At 71.6% G+C, this 20983-nt stretch carries 18 protein-coding genes; 11 read left to right on the top strand and 7 right to left on the bottom strand.

The window, feature by feature from the left end:
• Positions 1-36 precede the first annotated feature (36 nt).
• From lspA to AB0E88_RS21915, 5 genes are all read left to right on the top strand, one after another.
• Positions 37-636 carry a signal peptidase II gene (lspA, locus tag AB0E88_RS21895; RefSeq protein WP_361632805.1) on the top strand — a complete coding sequence of 200 codons (600 nt, stop codon included), beginning with the start codon at positions 37-39 and terminating at the stop codon, positions 634-636.
• Between the two features lie 51 nt (positions 637-687).
• On the top strand, positions 688-1632 hold the full coding sequence (locus tag AB0E88_RS21900; protein WP_361632807.1) for an RluA family pseudouridine synthase: 945 nt from the start codon (positions 688-690) through the stop codon (positions 1630-1632).
• Complete coding sequence (locus tag AB0E88_RS21905) at positions 1629-2099, top strand: GNAT family N-acetyltransferase (RefSeq protein WP_361632809.1); 471 nt, start codon at positions 1629-1631, stop codon at positions 2097-2099. The genes AB0E88_RS21900 and AB0E88_RS21905 overlap by 4 nt, the downstream gene beginning before the upstream one ends.
• Positions 2100-2240: 141 nt before the next feature.
• On the top strand, positions 2241-3827 hold the full coding sequence (locus AB0E88_RS21910) for a Na+/H+ antiporter (protein ID WP_361632811.1): 1587 nt from the start codon (positions 2241-2243) through the stop codon (positions 3825-3827).
• A gap of 38 nt (positions 3828-3865) precedes the next feature.
• Entirely contained in the window at positions 3866-4612 is a 747-nt protein-coding gene (locus AB0E88_RS21915; protein WP_361632813.1) for an SDR family oxidoreductase, read from the top strand.
• Between the two features lie 44 nt (positions 4613-4656).
• On the opposite strand, the gene AB0E88_RS21920 is transcribed toward AB0E88_RS21915, so the two are convergent.
• Positions 4657-5784, bottom strand: coding sequence for a mechanosensitive ion channel domain-containing protein (locus AB0E88_RS21920; protein WP_361632815.1), 1128 nt, complete (start codon positions 5782-5784; stop codon positions 4657-4659).
• Between the two features lie 77 nt (positions 5785-5861).
• Here AB0E88_RS21920 and AB0E88_RS21925 point away from each other — a divergent pair, with 77 nt between their 5' ends.
• On the top strand, positions 5862-6431 hold the full coding sequence (locus tag AB0E88_RS21925) for a dienelactone hydrolase family protein (RefSeq protein WP_361632817.1): 570 nt from the start codon (positions 5862-5864) through the stop codon (positions 6429-6431).
• 7 nt (positions 6432-6438) lie between these two features.
• On the opposite strand, the gene AB0E88_RS21930 is transcribed toward AB0E88_RS21925, so the two are convergent.
• The 5 genes from AB0E88_RS21930 to AB0E88_RS21950 form a co-directional block, all read right to left on the bottom strand.
• Positions 6439-7422, bottom strand: coding sequence for a zinc metalloprotease (locus AB0E88_RS21930; protein ID WP_361632819.1), 984 nt, complete (start codon positions 7420-7422; stop codon positions 6439-6441).
• Positions 7423-7681: 259 nt separating this feature from the next.
• Complete coding sequence (locus AB0E88_RS21935; protein WP_361632821.1) at positions 7682-9355, bottom strand: alkaline phosphatase D family protein; 1674 nt, start codon at positions 9353-9355, stop codon at positions 7682-7684.
• 103 nt (positions 9356-9458) lie between these two features.
• Entirely contained in the window at positions 9459-10283 is an 825-nt protein-coding gene (locus AB0E88_RS21940; RefSeq protein ID WP_361632823.1) for a thioredoxin domain-containing protein, read from the bottom strand.
• A gap of 102 nt (positions 10284-10385) precedes the next feature.
• Entirely contained in the window at positions 10386-11078 is a 693-nt protein-coding gene (locus tag AB0E88_RS21945; RefSeq protein WP_361632825.1) for a hypothetical protein, read from the bottom strand.
• A gap of 80 nt (positions 11079-11158) precedes the next feature.
• Entirely contained in the window at positions 11159-12484 is a 1326-nt protein-coding gene (locus tag AB0E88_RS21950) for a DUF2252 domain-containing protein (protein ID WP_361632827.1), read from the bottom strand.
• 232 nt (positions 12485-12716) lie between these two features.
• Here AB0E88_RS21950 and dnaE point away from each other — a divergent pair, with 232 nt between their 5' ends.
• Complete coding sequence (gene dnaE / locus AB0E88_RS21955; RefSeq protein WP_361632829.1) at positions 12717-16256, top strand: DNA polymerase III subunit alpha; 3540 nt, start codon at positions 12717-12719, stop codon at positions 16254-16256.
• A 99-nt stretch (positions 16257-16355) separates the two neighbouring features.
• Here the strand turns inward: dnaE and AB0E88_RS21960 are convergent, their stop codons facing one another.
• Positions 16356-16520: a hypothetical protein gene (locus tag AB0E88_RS21960; protein WP_361632831.1), complete on the bottom strand. Its 165-nt coding sequence runs from the start codon at positions 16518-16520 to the stop codon at positions 16356-16358.
• 222 nt (positions 16521-16742) lie between these two features.
• Here AB0E88_RS21960 and AB0E88_RS21965 point away from each other — a divergent pair, with 222 nt between their 5' ends.
• The 4 genes from AB0E88_RS21965 (at position 16743) to AB0E88_RS21980 (ending at position 20632) form a co-directional block, all read left to right on the top strand.
• On the top strand, positions 16743-17951 hold the full coding sequence (locus tag AB0E88_RS21965) for an NYN domain-containing protein (protein WP_361632833.1): 1209 nt from the start codon (positions 16743-16745) through the stop codon (positions 17949-17951).
• 63 nt (positions 17952-18014) lie between these two features.
• On the top strand, positions 18015-19034 hold the full coding sequence (locus AB0E88_RS21970) for an ABC transporter ATP-binding protein (RefSeq protein WP_361632835.1): 1020 nt from the start codon (positions 18015-18017) through the stop codon (positions 19032-19034).
• Positions 19035-19098: 64 nt separating this feature from the next.
• Entirely contained in the window at positions 19099-19923 is an 825-nt protein-coding gene (locus AB0E88_RS21975) for an ABC transporter permease (RefSeq protein WP_361632837.1), read from the top strand.
• A 34-nt stretch (positions 19924-19957) separates the two neighbouring features.
• Complete coding sequence (locus AB0E88_RS21980) at positions 19958-20632, top strand: AAA family ATPase (RefSeq protein ID WP_361632839.1); 675 nt, start codon at positions 19958-19960, stop codon at positions 20630-20632.
• Positions 20633-20983: the final 351 nt, after the last annotated feature.

Here is a 20983-nt window from a genome sequence, read left to right on the forward strand (position 1 = left end):
TCGTCCTCAGTCAGGTACCTAGGTTGAGGGACTCACGTGGCAGAGGCGGAGCGCATCATCGGTACGCCGGAGACTCCTGAGGCGCCGGGATCCGAACCGGACCAGTCGTCCGGTTCGGACGGGCGGGCCGGCGCCGACGCGCGGCCCAGGGGCAGGCGGCGGATCGCCGTGCTGTTCGCGGTCGCCGCCTTCGCGTACCTGCTCGACCTGGGCAGCAAGCTGCTCGTGGTCGCGAAGCTGGAGCACCACGCGCCGATCGAGCTCGTCGGCGACTGGCTGAAGCTGGACGCGATCCGCAACGCCGGCGCCGCGTTCGGCTTCGGTGAGGCCTTCACCGTGATCTTCACGGTGATCGCGGCGGCCGTGATCGTCGTCATCGCCCGGCTCGCGCGCAAGCTGTACAGCCTGCCCTGGGCGATCGCGCTGGGGCTGCTGCTGGGCGGGGCGCTCGGCAACCTCACCGACCGGATCTTCCGCGCGCCGGGCGTGTTCGAGGGCGCGGTCGTGGACTTCATCGCGCCCAAGCACTTCGCCGTGTTCAACCTCGCCGACTCGGCGATCGTGTGCGGCGGCATCCTGATCGTGCTGCTGTCCTTCCGGGGGCTCGACCCGGACGGCACCGTCCACAAGGACTGACCGCCGAGGCAGGCGGTCGGCGCTGTCGGACCCGTCCGGCATACTCGACGGGTGAGCACGATTCCCGAGATCCGTACCCTGCCCGTGCCCGACGGTCTGGAGGGCGAGCGCGTCGACGCCGCCATCTCCCGCATGTTCGGCTTCTCCCGCACCAAGGCGGCCGAGCTGGCCGCGGCCGGGAAGGTCACGGTCGACGGGGCGGTGGTCGGCAAGTCGGAGCGGGTGAGCGGCGGGGCCTGGCTCGAGGTCGAGATGCCGCAGGCGCCCGCGCCGGTGCAGGTCGTCGCCGAGCCGGTCGAGGGCATGGAGATCGTGCACGACGACGACGACGTGGTCGTGATCGTCAAGCCGGTCGGCGTCGCCGCCCACCCCAGCCCCGGCTGGAGCGGCCCCACGGTCATCGGCGGGCTCGCCGCGGCCGGCTACCGGATCTCCACCTCCGGCGCCGCCGAGCGCCAGGGCATCGTGCACCGCCTGGACGTCGGCACGTCGGGCCTGATGGTGGTCGCCAAGTCCGAGTACGCGTACACGTCGCTCAAGCGCCAGTTCAAGGAGCGCACGGTCGACAAGCGCTACCACACGCTGGTCCAGGGCCACCCGGACCCGACCAGCGGCACGATCGACGCGCCCATCGGCCGCCACCCCCACCACGACTACAAGTGGGCCGTGACCGCCGAGGGCAAGCCGTCCGTCACGCACTACGACCTCATCGAGGCGTTCCGCGCGGCCTCCCTGCTCGACGTGAAGCTGGAGACGGGCCGCACCCACCAGATCCGCGTGCACATGGCCGCCCACCGCCACCCCTGCGTCGGCGACCTCACCTACGGCGCGGACCCGACCCTCGCCAAGCGCCTGCACCTCACCCGCCAGTGGCTGCACGCCGTACGGCTGGGCTTCGAGCACCCCGGCAGCGGCGAGTGGGTGGAGTTCGCCTGCGACTACCCCGAGGACCTGCAGCGGGCCCTGGACCAGGTCCGCGAGGAGACCTACGCATGAGCACCCCGGCCTACGACGTCCGGGTCGCCGAGGACCCCGCCGACCGTGAGGCGTGCTTCGCCGTGCGCAAGGACGTCTTCGTGCACGAGCAGGGCGTGGACGAGGACATCGAGTACGACGCCCACGACGCCGGCGCCGTGCACGTCCTCGCCGTCCGCGCGGACGGAGTGCCGCTCGGGACGGGACGCCTGCTGTACGGCGAGGCGGCCGCCGCCAGGAACGGCGGCGACCCGGCGGTCGGCTCCCTCGGCCGGCTCGCCGTGACCCGGGCGGCGCGCGGGCTCGGCGTCGGCGCGGCGCTGGTGCGGGCCATCGAGGACGCGGCTCGCGCGCGGGGCCTGACAGCCGTCGACCTGCACGCGCAGACGCACGCACTGGGCTTCTACGAGCGCCTCGGCTACGAGGTGTACGGCCCGGAGTTCCCGGACGCGGGCATCCCGCACCGGGCCATGCGCCGCGCGCTGTGAGCGGCGGGCGCGTTCGCCGACCGCCGGGGTACTCCGTGTGCTGAGGGCGACAAAAGCGGCAGGCGTGGCAGGCTGGACGTCTGGGCACTCTTGATCGTCCAGCTCCCGTAGCCCGTCGTCTCGTCCCCCGGAGCGCTGACCGTGGATCAGTTGGCCCTGCTGTTCGTGCTGTTGCTCGGGGCCGTGATCAGCGTCCCGGTCGGGGACCGGTGGGGGCTGCCGGCACCGGTGCTGATGACGATCCTCGGTGTCGTCCTCGCCGTACTGGACTTCGTGCCGAATGTCGACATCCCGCCCGAGCTGATCCTGCCCACGCTGCTGCCGCCGCTGCTGTACGCGGCCGTGCGGCGGACGTCCTGGCGGCAGTTCGCGGCCAACAGACGGCCCATCTTCCTGCTGGCGGTCGCGCTGGTGTTCGTCACCACGCTGTGCGTGGCCACCGTCGCCCACTCCATCGTGCCGGGACTGCCGCTCGCCGCCGCGGTCGCGCTGGGTGCGCTGGTCGCGCCGCCCGACCCGGTCGCGGCGACCGCTGTCGCGGGTCAGCTCGGGCTGCCGCGCCGTCTGGTGTCGATCCTCGAGGGCGAGGGCCTGTTCAACGACGTGACGGCCATCGTGCTCTACCACGTCGCCATCGCCGCCGCCGTCAGCGGCACCTTCTCCCCGTGGCGGGCCGGGCTGGACTTCCTGCTCTCGGCCGTCGTGGCGATCGCCGTCGGCCTGGCGCTCGGCTGGGGCGCCAACAAGCTGATGGACCTGCTCGGCGACGCCACCCTGCAGATCGGGCTGACCCTGCTGGTCCCCTACGCCTCCTACGTCCTCGCCGAGGAACTGCACGGGTCGGGCGTGCTCGCCGTGCTGATGACGGCCCTGTTCCTCGCGGAGCACGCGACGGACGCCGACGACGTGATGACCCGGCTCGCCGGGCACACCTTCTGGGACATCGTCGACACGCTCGTCACCGGCGTCGCCTTCGGGCTGATCGGCCTGGAGCTGCACAACGCGATCCGCACCGCGTCCGGGCGCTGGGGCGAGATGCTCGGCTGGGCCGGCACCGTGGTCGGCGTGGTGATCCTGGTCCGGCTGGCGTGGCTGCTGCCGGCGACCTGGCTGACCAAACGGCTGCACGCCAAGCGCGACTACGACGAGGACATCCCGATGAGCTGGCGGGAGACCGTCGTCATGTGGTGGTCCGGGATGCGCGGCGTGGCGTCCGTGGCGCTGGCGCTGGCGGTGCCGCTGAAGACGGACGACGGCGGGCCGTTCCCGGACCGCGACGAGATCGTGTTCATCGCCTTCGGCGTGATCATGGCGACGCTGGTGGTGCAGGGGCTGACCCTGCCGTGGCTGGTCAAGCGGCTCGGCGTGCGGGCCGACACCGAGCGGGAGAAGGACTTCGAGAAGGAGCTGGCCGTCCGCGCGGCCAAGGCGGCCAAGCGGCGGCTGCGGGAGATCGAGACGGTGGAGGAGCTGCCGGAGGAGCTGTCCGAGCAGATGCTGCGGCGGGCCTTCGACATCGGGGTGCGGATCAGCCCGGACATCGGCGAGGAGGAGCGGCGCGAGGCGCACGAGCAGCGGGTGCGGCGGCTGAAGCGGGTGCGCAGGATCCAGCAGGAGATGCTGAGCGCGGCGCGGCACGAGGTGCTGGCGGCGCGCAGCGAGCCGGGGGCGGATCCGGAGATCGTGGACCGGGTGCTGCGGCACCTGGACGTACGGTCGCTTCGCTGACACACCCTCAGGCGGGCGTCGCGCCTATGATCGGAATCATGACTCGCAACGTCGTGATCAGTGGTGGCGGCACGGGGATCGGACTCGCCGCGGCGCGGGTGTTCGCCGCGGACGGGGACCGTGTGCTGCTGCTCGGGCGCCGGGCCGAGGTGCTCGAGAAGGCCCGGGCGGGGGTGCCGGGGGCGCTGACGTTCGCGGCCGATCTCGGCGAGCCGGCCGAGGTGCGGCGGGTGGAGCGGTTCGTCGCCGACGAGTTCGGCACCGTGGACGTGCTGATCCACAGCGCGGGCGGAGCCGGCTATCTGGAGCCCGCCGCCGAGAGCGAGGACCCGCTGGAGCAGGTCGCCTACGACTGGAACCTCAACTTCCGGCAGAACACGCTCACCGCGGCCCTGCTCACCGAGGCGCTCAAGGACCGGCTCGCCGACCCCGGCGGCCGGCTGCTCTTCCTCAGCTCCATCGCCGCCTACCGCGGCTCCGGCAGCGGGGCGTACGCGGCCGCCAAGGCCGCGCTGCACCCGTACGCCCACGACCTGGCCCGGCAGCTCGGGCCGCGCGGGGTGACCGTGAACGTCGTCGCGCCCGGGTACATCGAGGACACCGAGTTCTTCGGGGGCACGATGACCGAGGAGCGGCGGGCGCTGCGGATCGCGGAGACGTCCAACGGGCGCGCGGGGACGCCGGGCGATGTGGCGGCCACGCTGCACTGGCTGGCGTCGGCCGGGGCCGCGCATGTGACGTCGCAGATCATCCAGGTCAACGGCGGGGCCGAGCGCGGTCACTAGGGGCCGCGGCGGCCCGCTGCCGCCCGGTGGGCGGCAGCGGGGTGTCAGTCGCGGCCGGGGCCGGAGCGGGGGACCGTCTCGTAGGCGCGGCGCGCGGCGCCGTCCTGGGAGGTGCGGGCCGACGGCACGCCGGGCGGGCGTACGGCGTCCGCCGTGTTGACGCGGGGCAGGGCGTAGGGGTGGTGGTCGCAGAGCCAGGCGATCATCTGCTCGCGCACGGTGACCCGGACGGTGAAGATGTCGTCGGCGTCCTTGGCCGTGACCAGAGCCCGCACCTGGAGGGTGTTGGGCGTGGAGTCGGTGACGACCAGGCTGTAGTCGCGGCCGTCCCAGGCCGGGCACTCGCGCAGGATGTCCCGCAGCTTCTGGCGCATCGCCTCCACCGGCGCCGAGTGGTCGAGGTGCCAGAAGACCGTGCCGGTCATCTGCGGGGTGCCGCGCGACCAGTTCTCGAAGGGCTTGGACGTGAAGTACGACACCGGCATGGTGATCCGGCGTTCGTCCCAGGTCCGCACGGTCAGGAAGGTGAGCGTGATCTCCTCCACCGTGCCCCACTCGCCGTCGACCACGACGGTGTCCCCGATCCGCACCATGTCGCCGAAGGCGATCTGGAAGCCGGCGAACATGTTGCTCAGCGTGGACTGGGCGGCGACACCGGCGACCACGCCGATGATGCCGGCGGAGGCCAGCAGGGAGGCGCCGGCCGCCCGCATCTCGGGGAAGGTCAGCAGCATCGCGGAGACCGCGATCACACCGACGAGCGCCGACACCACCCGCATGATCAGCGTCACCTGGGTGCGCACCCGGCGGACCCGGGCGGGGTCGCGGTGCATCCGGGCGCTGGCGTAGCGGGTGTAGGAGGTCTCCACGACGGCGGCGGCGATCCGGATCACCAGCCAGGCGGTGGAACCGATCAGCACCAGGGTCAGGGTCTGTCCGACCCCGACCCGGTGGTGGGGCAGCACCCCGGCCTGGACGTAGGACCCCCTGAGCAGGGCCGCGCACAGCACGACCTGGTAGGGGATGCGGCCCCGGCGCAGCAGGCCCCACAGGGGGGTGTGCGGCGTGCGGGCGTCGGCTTTCTGCAGCAGCCGGTCCGTTGCCCAGCCGATGGCCAGGGTGAGGACGACCGAGCCGCCGATGACGATCAGCGGGCGGAGTACGTCTTCCATGCCTGGGCTCCTAACCGGGCCCGGCGGCTGATGAACATGTGAGTTCCGGGGCTGCCTGGGTACGGCACCATGGGTTCATGAACATCATGCTCTTTCACTCGACCTACGGCCTGCGCCCCGCGGTGCGCGAGGCCGCGGACCGGCTGCGGGAAGCCGGACACGAGGTGTGGACCCCGGACCTCTTCGAGGGACGGACCTTCGACACGGTCGAGGAGGGCATGGCGTTCAACGAGGAGATCGGCAAGGACGAGCTGCTCAAGCGGGCCGTGCTGGCCGCCGCGCCCTACTCGGAGCGGGGCCTGGTGTACGCCGGGTTCTCGCTGGGCGCGTCCGTCGCGCAGACCCTCGCCCTCGGCGACGACAAGGCGCGCGGGCTGCTCCTGCTGCACGGGACGTCGGACATCGCGCCGAACGCGCAGGTGGACGAGTTGCCGGTGCAGCTGCACGTGGCGGAGCCGGACCCGTTCGAGACGGACGACTGGCTGAGCGCCTGGTACCTGCAGATGGGCCGCGCGGGCGCCGACGTGGAGGTGTACCGCTACGCCGGGGCCGGCCACCTCTACACCGACCCCGGTCTGCCGGACTACGACGCGGAGGCCGCCGAGGCCACCTGGCGGGTGGCGCTCGGCTTCCTCGACAGCCTGTAGGTCAGGCTCAGCCGGCCGCGCGGTAGGCCGCCCAGCTCTGCTGCATGCGCGTCACCTGGCCCGCGGTGAACTGGTACATGCACGCGTCGTACGTGTAGTCCATGAAGTTGTGGATCGGGTCGGCGCCCGGCTTGTTGGTGCAGGTGTCCCGGCCCGTCGGGCACTGGTACGCGGCGCTCTTCTCGGCCGGGGTGTCGTCGACGTAGTCGCCGTTGCCGCTGCAGCCGCCCTGGAAGGTGTGGTACAGGCCCATCCAGTGGCCGACCTCGTGGGTCGCGGTGTCGCCCTGGTTGTAGTTGGCGGCGGAGCCGCCGGGCAGCGAGGCGTCCAGGATGACCACGCCGTCCATGGACGGGCTGGACTTGTAGGAGCTGGGGAAGGTGGCCCAGCCGAGCAGTCCGCCGCCGAGGTTGGCGGTGTAGATGTTGAGCGCGTTCGCGCCGCCCTTGCGCAGGGCGGTCTTCATCGCCTTCTCCTCGGCCGACCCGTCGGTCAGGTTGTACCAGGCGGCGTTGTCCGTGTAGTCGGTGCCGGCCAGCGTGAACTGGAAGCCCGTGTCGTTGTTGCCGGTGCCCTGACCGGCGTAGGCGGCGTTCAGCACGTTCATCTGGGCGTTGATGTCCGTGGCGCTCAGGTTGCCGGCGGCGCCGTCGTGGACGACGTGGAAGTACACCGGGACGGTGGCGGAGGTGGCCGCCAGCGAGCTGCGGCCGCCGGTGCGCAGCTGGTCGAGCTTCTTGTGCAGGTCGGCGTCCATGGCCTTGGCCTTGGCGTCGGTGACCTCGTTGGGCTCGGCGATGTGCTGGCCGGCCGCGGGGCGGGCCTCACGGGCGGCGGCGTTGCCGCTGTCGGCGCAGGAGGCGGCCGCCGGGGCGGCCGCGGCCACGCCGGTGGGGGCCGACAGCGGGGAGAGCAGGAGGGTTCCGGCCACGGCGGCGGTGCCGAGCAGGCGTCTGCGCGTGGAGGGGGATATCCGGGCAAGCGCACGCATGGGTGTCTCCTGGTGGAGGCGGTGGGGTGTGCGACGCAGGGGGGTTTCCTGTGTCGTGGCCCGGAGATTACGTGCACATGACCAAGCGGGAAGAGCAGTGATCAAGCCACATCGGCTTATAGGGATACCCCTGTGCCGGGGCGGGTGGTGTGTCCGGATTCGACTGCGGATCACCCCACCCGCCGGGGTGGCGTGAGGAGAAGTCAGCCATTCAACGAAGCCGTTGCGATGGCCGAAAATCGCCCTTCGCTCACAGCTGTCACACAGGGCTGTAGGTCCGCTCGACCTTCTGCGTGCCGCTGCGGGTGCGGTAGGAGCGCACCCAGGTGGAGGTCGCGTCCGGGTCGGTACGGTCGGACAGCACGTAGTAGTCCATCTGCGCGCGGTCGGCGGTGAGGTCCAGTACGCCGTAGCCGTGCCGGTCGGTGTCGACCCAGTGGACGTGCCGGTTGGCGGCCCGGATCACGGGCGAGGTGAGCGCGGAGATCGTGCCCTCGGGCGCCTTGACGATGTCGTCGAGGTTGTCGGACGTCACCGAGGTGACCACGAACTCCGTGGCCGCCGACGGGGAGAGCGGATACGTCCCGGCGTCCACCGGAACGTCGTTGGCCCACGCCATGTGGATGTCGCCGGTCAGGAACACGGTGTTGCGGATGGCGTTGGCGCGCAGATGGGCCAGCAGCTCGCGGCGGTCGTCGGTGTAGCCGTCCCACTGGTCGGTGTTGAGAGCGATGCCCTCCTGCGGCAGCCCCATCAGCTTGGCCAGCGGCTTCAAAAGGTCCGCGGAGAGCGAGCCGATGGCGAACGGCGAGATCATCACCGAGTTGCCGACCAGCCGCCAGGTGGTGTCCGAGGCCTTCAGCCCGGCCTTGAGCCAGTCCAGTTGCGCCCGGCCGGTGATCGTGCGGTCCGGGTCGTCCACCGCACCGGAGGCCGTGGACGCCTGCTGGGAGCGGAAGGAGCGCAGGTCCAGCAGGGACAGGTCGGCGAGCTTGCCGAAGCGCAGCCGGCGGTAGGTGGTGCCGGCCAGCGCCGGACGCACCGGCATCCACTCGAAGTAGGCCTGCTTGGCGGCGACCTGGCGCGCGGCCCAGGTGCCCTCGGCGCCCTCGGTGTGGTTGACCGCGCCGCCCGACCAGGCGTTGTCCGCGAACTCGTGGTCGTCCCAGATCGCCACGACCGGCGCCTTCACGTGCAGCGCCTGCAGATCGGGGTCGGTCTTGTACGTCGCGTGCCGGATCCGGTAGTCGGCGAGGGTGAGGATCTCGTGCGCCGGCGCGTGCGGCCGCACGACCGTGCCGCGCGCCGCGTACTCGCCCGACTTGTACTCGTAGATGTAGTCGCCGAGGTGCAGCCAGGCGTCCAGGTCGGAGCGGGCCGCGAGATGGCGGTACGCCGCGAAGTGCCCGGCCTCCCAGTTGGCGCAGGACACCACGCCGAAGCGCAGGTTGGCCACCGCGTCGTCGGCGGCGGGCGTGGTGCGGGTGCGGGCGACGGGGGAGTCCGTGCCGCCGGCGGAGAAGCGGAACCAGTAGTCCGTGGCCGGCTTCAGGCCGCGGACGTCGGCCTTGACGGTGTGGTCGGAGGCGGCGGTTGCGATGACGGAGCCGCGGGCGACGACGTTCGTCAGCGCGCGGTCGGTGGCGACGACCCACGCCACCTCGGTGTCCGGGCCCACGCCCGAGCCCGGTATCGCCTCCGGGACGGGCGTCACCCGGGTCCACAGCAGGATGCCGTCGGGCAGCGGGTCGCCGGAGGCCACGCCGTGCAGGAAGGCGGGGGCGGCGGACGCGGCCCGGGCGGGCAGGGCGGCGGCGAGCGGCCCGGCCAGCACAGCCGTCGCCGCCGCGGCCTTGACGACCGTACGGCGGCGAGGGGTGAAGGAGTCCGCCTCGGGGGCGGGAGCGGAATCGGCTCTGTATCGACTGGTCACGACCGATCAGGTTACTGATCGGTATGCGCGACAGCGGGCGAACCGGCAAAAGTTCGCCCGCTGTTGGGTGTGGCGTCGGGTCGGCCCGTGCGGGGGCGCCGGATCAGCCCTTGAGCGCCTTGTCGACGGCCGTGTTGAACTCGTCCACCGACATGGGCGCGTTCTTGCCGTCCGCGCCGGTGACCTTCTTGCCGTCCATGACCAGGGTCGGGGTGCCCTGGAAGTTGTACTTCTGGCCGTCGGTGTTGAACTTGTCGCTCATCACCAGGGCCCACTTGTCGTAGGTCCCGTCCTTGACGGCCTTCTCGAACGCCGCGTTGTTCTTCAGCGCGCCGACGGTGTCCGCGATCTTCAGCAGGTAGGCGTCGTCCTTGAACTTGTCGTCCTGCTCGTCCGGGTGGTACTTCGCCGAGTACAGCGCGGCCTTGTACTCCAGGAACGCCTCGGGGCTGACGTTGAGCGCCGCACCGAGCGCGCTGAGGGCGTTGCGGGAGCCCTCACCGGGGATGTTCGTGTCGATGAAGGTGGCGCCGACGAACTGGATCTTGAACTTGCCCTCGTCGACGTCCTTCTTCACCGTCTGGCCCACCGACTGCTCGAAGGCCGCGCAGACCGGGCAGCGCGGGTCCTCGTACATCGCCAGGGTCTTCTTGGCGCTGCTCTTGCCGATCACGACGGTGGTGCCGTCCGCGCCGGTGGTGTTGGCCGGCTTGACCAGCTTCTGGTCCTTGACGGCCTCCCAGTGACCCGGCTTGTTGGCCTGGACGACCGCGTAGCCTATGCCGCCGGCCGCCGCGAGGACGGCGACGACCGACACCGCGACGGTGACCTGCCGCTTCACCTTCGCCCGCTTGGCCTCGCGCTCGCGTTCGGCCCGCAGCCGCTCGCGCGCCGCCGTCTTCGCCGACTGGGTGTTCCGCTTGCTCATGGTGATGATCTCCGTGATGACACGCGCACGCCGTGCGCGGATGCGTAAGGGGGACTGCCGGGCTCGGGCGTTCGCCCGTCGTGCGCGTTCGGTCGCGCACGCTCAGGCGAACACCGGTGAGCGGGGCGGTCCGCGCCGTCCCAGGGAGTGCGCGAGCAGCGGGCCGCGGAGCGCGGCGGTGCGGCGGACGGGGCGCGCCGGCCGGCGGACCGCGCCGGCCGGCCGGACGGCCACCGAGGCGACGGCCAGCAGCAGCGGCCTGAAGCCGGTCGCGGCCACCGCCCGCAGCAGCTGGGTCAGGGCTCGCTCGCCCCGGCGCAGCCAGGCGGCGGCGAGCAGCCCCACGCTCACGTGCGCGGCGAGCAGCAGCCAGGCCGTGGCCGGGTCGGCGTGGGCGAGCAGGGCCGGGAGCCGGTCGGTGTCCGTGCCGGCCATGCGGGCGAGCGGGGTGCCGACGGCGGTGTGGTTGCCGCACAGCACGTCCCAGCCCACCGAGCGCAGCGGGCCGGCGACCGGGCCGCCCGCCGCGCCGTAGCAGAGGTGCTGCCCCGTGGTGAACAGGGTGTCCGCGGCCAGCTCCAGCGGGATCAGCAGCGCGGCGATCCGGCCGAAGCCCCGCTCGCGGCCGGCCAGCGCGTAGGCGAGCGCGAACACGGCCGCCGCGACCGCGGCGACCGTGTTGGCGGGCAGCGGGACCCGCGACAGCAGCACGTGCGACGCGGAGCTGACCGTCACGACCAGTGCCGTGAACAGCGCCGCGCGGAGCGCTCTGAGGTGGGTCCCGGATATGTCCATAGCGAGTCAAGAGTGTGGCACGAGCTCCGGTAAGAGACCCCTAAAGGGTCCCTGTGAGAGCTCACACCGTCATCGTGGGCTCACAGGCCCGGAATGCGGCCGTTGCGGAACAGGTCGAGGAAGATCTGGTGGTCGGCACGCGCGCGTGCGCCGTAGGCGTGGGCGAAGTCGACCAGGAGCGGTGCGAAGCCCTCCTCGTCGGCGGCGATCGCCGCGTCGATGGCCCGCTCGGTGGAGAACGGCACCAGCGACTCGCCCGACTGGTCGTCGGCGGCCGCGTGCATGGTGGCCGTGGCCCGGCCGAGGTCGGCGACGACGCTCGCGATCTCCTCCGGGTCGTCGATGTCGCCCCAGTCCAGGTCGACCGCGTACGGCGACACCTCGGCGACCAGCTGGCCGGTGCCGTCCAGCTCGGTCCAGCCCAGCCACGGGTCCGCGTGCGCCTGCAGGGCGCGCTGCGAGATCACCGTGCGGTGGCCCTCGTGCTGGAAGTAGTCGCGGATCGCCTGGTCCGTGATGTGCCGGGAGACGGCCGGCGTCTGGGCCTGCTTGATGTAGATCACGACGTCGTTCTCCAGGGCGTCGCTGTGCCCCTCCAGCAGGATGTTGTACGACGGCAGCCCGGCCGAGCCGATGCCGATCCCGCGTCGGCCCACGACGTCCTTGACGCGGTAGGAGTCCGGGCGGGCCAGCGACGTCTCCGGCAGCGTCTCCAGGTAGCCGTCGAAGGCGGCCAGCACCTTGTAGCGGGTGGCCGCGTCCAGCTCGATGGCGCCGCCGCCGTCCGCGAAGCGCCGCTCGAAGTCGCGGATCTCCGTCATCGAGTCCAGCAGCCCGAACCGGGTCAGCGAGCGGGCGTCGCGCAGCGCGTCCAGCAGCGGGCCCTGCGCGGTGTCCAGCGTGAAGGGCGGCACCTCGTCGCTCTTGGCGCCGGTGGCCAGGGCGTGGATCCGCTCGCGGTAGGCGGCCGCGTAGATCTGCACCAGCTCGGTGATCTGCTCGTCGCCGAGCGCCTTCGCGTACCCGACGAGCGCGATGGAGGCGCAGAAGCGCTTCAGGTCCCAGGTGAAGGGACCGACGTAGGCCTCGTCGAAGTCGTTGACGTTGAAGATCAGCCGGCCGGTGGAGTCCATGTACGTGCCGAAGTTCTCCGCGTGCAGATCGCCGTGGATCCACACGCGCGAGGTGCGCTCGTCCAGGTACGGGCCGCCGCGCCGGTCGGCGTCCACGTCGTGGTAGAAGAGGCACGCCGTACCCCGGTAGAACGCGAACGCCGAGGCCGCCATCTTGCGGAACTTCACCCGGAACGCGGCCGGGTCGGCGGCCAGGAGCTCGCCGAAGGCGGTGTCGAAGACGGTGAGGATCTCCTCACCGCGCTGCTCGTCGCTGAGCTGGGGTACCGACATCGCTGGGTGCCTCCTGGTACGGGTGGTGCAGTGGGTGGTGCGAAGCGTCTTCGCCGCTTCCAACGGATGAAGGTACGCCCGAGTGCCCGCTCGCTGTCAGTGGGGCGGCATAGACTTCGACGCTGAATCCCCAACCGTCCGCCGATCCGTCGCCGAGTGCCCACCCGTCTCCCGACCACCACCCCTCAACGAGGCGCTCCGCGCCGCAGTGCTTTCCTCTGGAGGCCACACAGTGTCGAAGCCGCCGTTCACGCACCTGCACGTCCACACCCAGTACTCGCTGCTGGACGGTGCCGCGCGGCTGAAGGACATGTTCAACGCGTGCAACGAGATGGGCATGACGCACATCGCCATGTCCGACCACGGCAACCTCCACGGCGCGTACGACTTCTTCCACACCGCACAGAAGTCAGGAATCACCCCGATCATCGGGATCGAGGCGTATGTCGCCCCCGAGTCCCGGCGCAACAAGCGCAAGATCCAGTGGGGCCAGCCCCACCAGAAGCGGGACGACGTCTCCGGTTCGGGTGGTTACACCCACAAGACGATGTGGGCGGTGAACAGCACCGGTCTGCACAACCTCTTCCGGCTCTCCTCCGACGCCTACGCCGAGGGCTGGCTGCAGAAGTGGCCCCGGATGGACAAGGAGACCATCGCCCAGTGGTCCGAGGGCATCGTGGCCTCCACCGGCTGCCCCTCCGGCGAGGTGCAGACCCGGCTGCGCCTCGGCCACTTCGACGAGGCCCTCAAGGCCGCCGCCGACTACCAGGACATCTTCGGCAAGGACCGGTACTTCCTGGAGCTGATGGACCACGGCATCGAGATCGAGCGCCGGGTCCGCGACGGCCTGCTGGAGATCGGCAAGAAGCTCGGCATCCCCCCGCTGGTCACCAACGACTCGCACTACACCTACGCCCACGAGGCGCAGGCGCACGACGCCCTGCTGTGCATCCAGACCGGCAAGAACCTCTCCGACCCCGACCGCTTCAAGTTCGACGGCACCGGTTACTACCTGAAGTCCACGGACGAGATGTACGCCATCGACTCCTCGGACGCCTGGCAGGAGGGCTGCGCCAACACGCTCCTCGTCGCCGAGATGGTCGACACCACCGGCATGTTCGAGAAGCGCGACCTGATGCCGAAGTTCGACATCCCGGAGGGCTACACCGAGGTCACCTGGTTCCAGGAGGAGGTCCGGCGCGGCATGGAGCGCCGCTTCCCGGGCGGTGTCCCGGAGGACCGCCAGAAGCAGGCCGAGTACGAGATGGACGTCATCATCTCGATGGGCTTCCCGGGCTACTTCCTCGTGGTCGCCGACTTCATCATGTGGGCCAAGAAGCAGGGCATCGCGGTCGGCCCCGGCCGAGGCTCCGCGGCCGGTTCGATCGTCGCCTACGCCATGGGCATCACCGACCTCGACCCGATCCCGCACGGCCTGATCTTCGAGCGGTTCCTCAACCCCGAGCGCATCTCCATGCCCGATGTCGACATCGACTTCGACGAGCGCCGGCGCGTCGAGGTGATCCGCTACGTGACCGAGAAGTACGGCGCCGACAAGGTCGCCATGATCGGCACCTACGGCACCATCAAGGCCAAGAACGCCATCAAGGACTCCGCGCGCGTGCTGGGCTACCCGTACGCGATGGGCGACCGGATCACCAAGGCGATGCCCGCCGACGTCCTCGGCAAGGGCATCCCGCTGTCCGGCATCACCGACCCTAGCCACCCGCGCTACAGCGAGGCCGGCGAGGTCCGCGGGATGTACGAGAACGAACCGGACGTGAAGAAGGTCATCGACACCGCACGCGGTGTGGAGGGCCTGGTCCGGCAGATGGGTGTGCACGCGGCCGGCGTGATCATGTCCAGTGAGCCCATCGTCGACCACGTCCCCGTCTGGGTGCGGCACACCGACGGCGTCACCATCACGCAGTGGGACTACCCGAGCTGTGAGTCGCTCGGCCTGCTGAAGATGGACTTCCTGGGCCTGCGCAACCTCACGATCATGGACGACGCCGTCAAGATGGTGAAGGCGAACAAGGGGATCGACATCGATCTCCTCAGCCTCCCGCTCGACGACCCCACGACCTTCGAGCTGCTCCAGCGCGGCGACACCCTCGGCGTCTTCCAGTTCGACGGCGGCCCCATGCGCTCGCTGCTGCGGCTGATGAAGCCCGACAACTTCGAAGACATCTCCGCCGTGTCGGCCCTGTACCGCCCGGGCCCGATGGGCATGAACTCCCACACGAACTACGCGCTGCGCAAGAACGGGCAGCAGGAGATCACGCCGATCCACCCCGAGCTGGAGGCGCCGCTCAAGGAGGTCCTGGACGTCACCTACGGCCTGATCGTCTACCAGGAGCAGGTGCAGAAGGCCGCCCAGATCATCGCCGGCTACTCGCTCGGCGAGGCCGACATCCTCCGCCGCGTGATGGGCAAGAAGAAGCCCGACGAACTGGCGAAGAACTTCACCATCTTCCAGGGCGGCGCCCGCAAGAACGGCTACAGCGACGAGGCGATCCAGGCGCTGTGGGACGTGCTGGTCCCCTTCGCCGGCTACGCGTTCAACAAGGCGCACTCCGCCGCGTACGGCCTGGTGTCGTACTGGACCGCCTACCTCAAGGCGAACCACCCGGCCGAGTACATGGCCGCGCTGCTGACCTCCGTCAAGGACGACAAGGACAAGTCGGCCGTCTACCTCAACGAGTGCCGCCGCATGGGCATCAAGGTGCTCCCGCCGAACGTCAACGAGTCCGAGGCGAACTTCGCGGCGCAGGGCGACGACGTGATCCTCTTCGGTCTGTCCGCCGTGCGCAACGTCGGCACCAACGTCGTCGAGTCGATCATCAAGTGCCGCAAGACGAAGGGGAAGTACACCTCGTTCCCCGACTACCTCGACAAGGTCGACGCGGTCGTCTGCAACAAGCGCACCACCGAGTCGCTGATCAAGGCCGGCGCCTTCGACGAGATGGGCCACACCCGCAAGGGCCTGACGGCGCAGTACGAGCCGATGATCGACAACGTGGTCGCGGTCAAGCGCAAGGAGGCCGAGGGACAGTTCGACCTCTTCGGCGGCATGGGCGAGGAGACGTCCAGCGAGCCGGGCTTCGGCCTCGACGTGCAGTTCACGGACGAGGAGTGGGACAAGACCTATCTCCTCGCCCAGGAGCGGGAGATGCTCGGCCTGTACGTCTCCGATCACCCGCTGTTCGGTCTGGAGCACATCCTGTCCGACAAGGCCGACGCGGGCATCTCCCAGCTCACCGGCGGTGAGCACGCGGACGGCGCGGTCGTGACGATCGGCGGCATCATCTCCGGCCTGCAGCGCAAGATGACCAAGCAGGGCAACGCCTGGGCGATCGCCACGGTGGAGGACCTCGCGGGCTCCATCGAGTGCATGTTCTTCCCGGCCACCTACCAGCTGGTCTCCACCCAACTGGTCGAGGACGCCGTCGTGTTCGTCAAGGGGCGGCTCGACAAGCGGGAGGACGTGCCGCGGCTGGTCGCCATGGAGCTGATGGTCCCGGACCTGTCCAACGCGGGCACCAACGCGCCGGTGGTCCTCACCATCCCCGCCACCCGGGTCACCCCGCCCATGGTCAGCCGGCTCGGCGAGATCCTCAGCCACCACAAGGGCGACAGCGAGGTGAGGATCAAGCTGCAGGGCCCGACCAAGACGACCGTGCTGCGTCTGGACCGGCACCGGGTCAAGCCCGATCCGGCGCTGTTCGGCGACCTGAAGGTGCTGCTGGGCCCGTCCTGCCTGGCGGGCTGACCGGCGAACGCGGACGAGGGGCGCACCTGGTACCGGGTGCGCCCCTCGTCATTGCGCGGATCGCGATCGCCTGGATCGCAAAGGACCCGTCACACGCGATCAGTTGTGGCCGAAGCTGCGCTTCCGCTTGCGGGTGGCCACGTCACCGGGGGTCGCCTCCACCTCGGGCTGGGACTCGGTGTCCATCGCCGGCCGGCGGGTCGCCTGCTGGCCGCGCTCGGTGGGGCGCTGCTGCTTACGATCACGGTTCTTGTTCTTGGCCATGGTGATGCCTCCTGTGGGGGATCTAGGGGCCAGGGCCGCGACCAGATTCACATACACTGACAACAAGCGCATATCGGACAATTACCGTGCGTGACAAGGGGTGTGGAGACCCACCGCACCGAAACGCCACGCCGAAGATCGAGTTCCGGCCGTTAACCTCCGCCCGGTCGGGCAGACTCGAAGGAAGCCCGAAGCAAACCTCCCGGGAAGAGGGTGAGTCGCGTGGACCGCTGCATCGTCCTGGTGGACGCCGGGTACCTGCTGGGGGCCGCCGCCAGCCTCCTCGCCGGGGAGCCCTCCCGGTCCCGGATCACCGTCGATCACGCCGCCCTCATCCAGGGCCTGCGCGAACGCGCCGAGGCCGACACCCAGCAGCCGCTGCTGCGGATCTACTGGTTCGACGGCGCCCCCGACCGCGTCCCCCAGCCCGAACACCGCCGGCTGCGCGTCATGCCCCGCGTCACCGTCCGCCTCGGCGCCCTCACGCGCAGTGACGGCCGCTGGGCGCAGAAGGGCGTGGACGCCGCCATGCACGCCGAGCTGACCGAGCTGGCCCGCAACCGCGCCTGCTCCGACATCGTCCTCGTCACCGGCGACGGCGACCTCCTGCCGGGCATGATGTCCGCCAAGGAGCACGGCGTCGCGGTCCACCTGTGGGCCGTGCAGGCCGCCGACGGGGACTACAACCAGTCCGAGGACCTGGTCGCCGAGGCCGACGAGCGGCGCGTGCTCGACCGGGCCTGGATCACCCGGGCCGTGCGCGCCAAGGAACTCACCGGCGTGTGCGCCCCGCCGCCCGCGCCCCGCCCCGAGATCGCCGCGATCCTCTCCGCGCCCCTGCCCGAGTCCGCGCCCGCCGCCGAGCGGCCCCCGCGCGAGACCGGCCCCGCCCCGGCGGCCGCCGCGCAGAACGGCTCCCAGGAACGCCTCCCCGGCCCCAAGGGCGTCCCCACCCCGAAGGACCTCGCCGAACTGCGCGCCGGCGCCCCCGCACCCCAGCACCCCACCACGGCGACCCTGCGCTGGTCCTCCGACAAAGGCTGGGTCGACCGCCCCGGCACCCCCGCCGAGCCGCCGGAGGTCGCCGCGATGCCCACGCTCGCCCAGCTGACCACGGCCGAGCAGCGCTGGGCCGACCGCGAGGAGGACATCACCACCGTCGGCGGCGACCCCTACGAGGTCGGCCAGGTCTTCGCCCGCCGCTGGATCTCCCGCCTCGGCGACCAGGGCCACCTCCAGCGGCTGTCCGGGATGTACCCCCGCATCCCGCACCGCATCGACGGCGAGCTGCTGCGCTACGCCGCCCGCTTCGGCCTCCTCGCCCACAAGGACGACCAGATCGACGAGCACGACCGCTACGCCATCCGGGCGGGCTTCTGGAGAGAGATCGACGTCCCGACGACAGCGGAACCCGCCACGGCGGGGGAGTGAGCCGGCGGCGGTAGACCGCCCCGACGGCAGGCAAAGCCCGCCGACCCCGTAGTCTCGTCCCTTGTGAGTACGCGCACGGCAGCATCGAAACGACCCCTCGGTGAGGTCGTCTGTGCGGTGCGCGGACTGACCAAGACGTATCCGGCCGTGCGGGCCCGGCGCGGTGCTCCGGGCACGCCCGAGGTGCGCGCCACCGACGACGTACGCCTGGACATCCGGCGCGGCGAGATCTTCGGCCTGCTCGGGCCGAACGGCGCCGGCAAGTCCACCCTCGTGCGCCAGCTCACCGGGCTCATGCGCCCCGACGCGGGCAGCGTGGAGATCCTCGGGCACGACATCGTCCGCCACCCCGAACGGGCCGCCCGCATCCTCGCCTACCTCGGCCAGGAGTCCACCGCCCTGGACGAGCTGACCGTGTCGCTGGCCGCCGAGACCACCGGACGGCTGCGCGGCCTGGACCTCAGGCAGGCCCGGGCCGAGCGGGACGCCGTCCTCGAGGAACTGGGCCTCACCCCGATCGCCGGCCGCCCGCTGAAGAAGCTGTCCGGCGGCCAGCGCAGGCTCGCCACCTTCGCCGCCGCGCTGGTCGGCGAGCGGCCGCTGCTGGTCCTCGACGAACCCACCACCGGCATGGACCCGGTGGCCCGCCGCGCGGTGTGGTCCGCCGTCGACCGCCGCCGCGCCGAACGCGGCACGACCGTCCTGCTGGTCACCCACAACGTCATCGAGGCCGAGACCGTCCTCGACCGGGTCGCCGTCCTCGACCGCGGCCGGATCATCGCCTGCGACACGCCTTCCGGCCTCAAGGAGCAGGTCGCCGACGAGGTCCGGGTCGAGCTGGTGTGGCGCGAGCGCGCCCCGCTGGACGTCCCCGAGGTCGCCGCGCTGCGCGACCGGGCCACCGAGTCGGGACGCCGCTGGACGCTCCGGCTCGCGCCCGAGGAGGCCCGCGCGGTCGTCGCGACCGTCACCGGCGGGGCCGCCTTCGCGGCGCTGGACGACTTCACGCTCGCCACGCCCAGCCTGGAGGACGTCTACCTCGCCCTTGGCGGCGCCGCACGGCAGGGGCTGGTGAAGGCATGAGCGCACCGGCCGTGCCCTGCGTATGGGTCCACGCGACCGTCGTACGGAGAAGGAGCAGTACCCGTTGAGTGTCGTACCAGCCGAGAGCCTGCCGGGCAGCGCCCGCGCCGCGGCCCGGCCCGCCGCCCCGGCCCCGGCCGAGCTGGGGCCGCGCGCCCGGCTGTGGCCGTCGCTGGGCGCCGTCTACCGGGCGCAGCTGTCCCGGGCGCGGGTCGCCCGGATCCCGCTGCTGTTCGTCGCCACCTTCCAGTCCGTCGGCATCCTGATCATGATGCGCGGGGTGGTGGACGGCGGCCACGAGGCCGAGTCGGTCGTCGCCGGGTCCGCGGTGCTGGTCGTCGCGTTCGTCGCGCTCAACCTGCTCGCCCAGTACTTCGGGCAGCTGCGCGCGAGCGGAGGCCTCGACCACTACGCCACCCTGCCGGTGCCGCCCGCAGCCGTGGTGCTGGGCGCGGCGGCCGCGTACGCCTCGTTCACCGTGCCGGGCACCGTGGTCACCGCCGTCTTCGGCTGTGTGCTGTTCGGACTGCCCCTGACCCATCTGTGGGTGCTCGCGGCCGTCATCCCGCTCGCCGGTGCCGCGCTGTCCGGGCTCGGCGCGGCCTGCGGGCTGCTCGCACCGCGCCCGGAACTGGCGACGCTCCTGGGCCAGCTCGGCATGTCGGCGGCGCTGCTGCTGGGCGTGCTGCCGGCCGACCGGATGCCGGAGGCCGTACGGCTGGCCCGTGACCTGCTGCCCTCCACCTACGGCGTCGAAGCCCTGGCGCGGACCTTCGGGCCGAGCCCCCACTGGGCGTACGTGCTCGGTGACCTCGCCGTGTGCGCCGGGGTCGGGGTGGCCTCGCTGGCCGTCGCCACCTGGGCGTACCGGCGGGCCGCCGTCCGGTGACACGGCACGCGGGCGCACCTGGCACGATGTGGGGGTGACCGCACCGCTGACACCGCCCACCGGACCGCACGACCACTCCTCGTCCCCCTCCGGCCAGGCCGGTCCGCCTGCCGCGGGCGGATCCGGGTACGGGACACCCGCGCCGCAGGACGCCGTGTACGGACAGGACGGGCCCGGGATGAAGACGGAACTGCGTGAGGCCGCCGTGGTCACCGTGGCGGTGACCCTCGCCGGTGTGCTGTTCGGTGTCCTGTGGTGGTGGCTCGCGCCGCACGTTCCGCTGGTGGGCAGCGTGGTGGACAACGGCTGGGTCGTCTACCTCAAGGACAGCGAGGGCGAGCAGGCGATCGGCGTCGACGGAACGTTCACGCTGCTGGCGCTGGCGTTCGGTGTGCTCAGCGCGATCGCCGTGTTCCTGTGGCGCCGGCGCGGGGGCGTGCCGCTGGTGGCGGCCTTGGGCGTCGGCGGCCTGCTCGCGTCGCTGCTGGCGTGGCGCCTCGGCGTGTGGCTCGGCCCCGCGTCCGACGTCATCGCCCACGCGAAGGCGGTGGGCGAGGGCGTCACGTTCTCCGCACCGCTGAAGCTGGGAGCGAAGGGCGCGCTGCTGGCATGGCCGCTGGGAGCCCTCCTCGTCCACCTCGCCCTCACGGCCCTCTTCGGCCCCCGAGACCCGGAACCACTGGGCGGCTACGGAGTGCCACCGGCCTGACCCTCGGGCTACGCGCCCGGTCGGCGCGAGGGGGTGCGTTGTCGACTGCGGGCGCGTCGTGGCCGGTCGCGCAGTTCCCCGCGCCCCTGAGGTGTCGACGCCGCCGTCGGCCTGTTCGAACCGTCGGTGGGACGGCCCGCAGCCGCCGACGGCGGGAAGGAGACGGGGTGGGGGGTGTCCGCCCGCAGCGGCCGGCACCGGGCAAGGGTGCGCGCGTCGGGGACGGGCGGCCGGACCGAGGACGGACACCCCCCCCCCCCGCCCCCCCCCCCCACCCCCCCCCCCCCCCCCCCCCACCCCCCCCCCGGCGGGAAAGCGCCCCCCCCGGGCCCCCAAGGGCGGGGGGGACCG

The sequence above is a fragment of the Streptomyces sp. NPDC028635 genome (genome assembly GCF_040637635.1).
GTDB lineage: Bacteria > Actinomycetota > Actinomycetes > Streptomycetales > Streptomycetaceae > Streptomyces.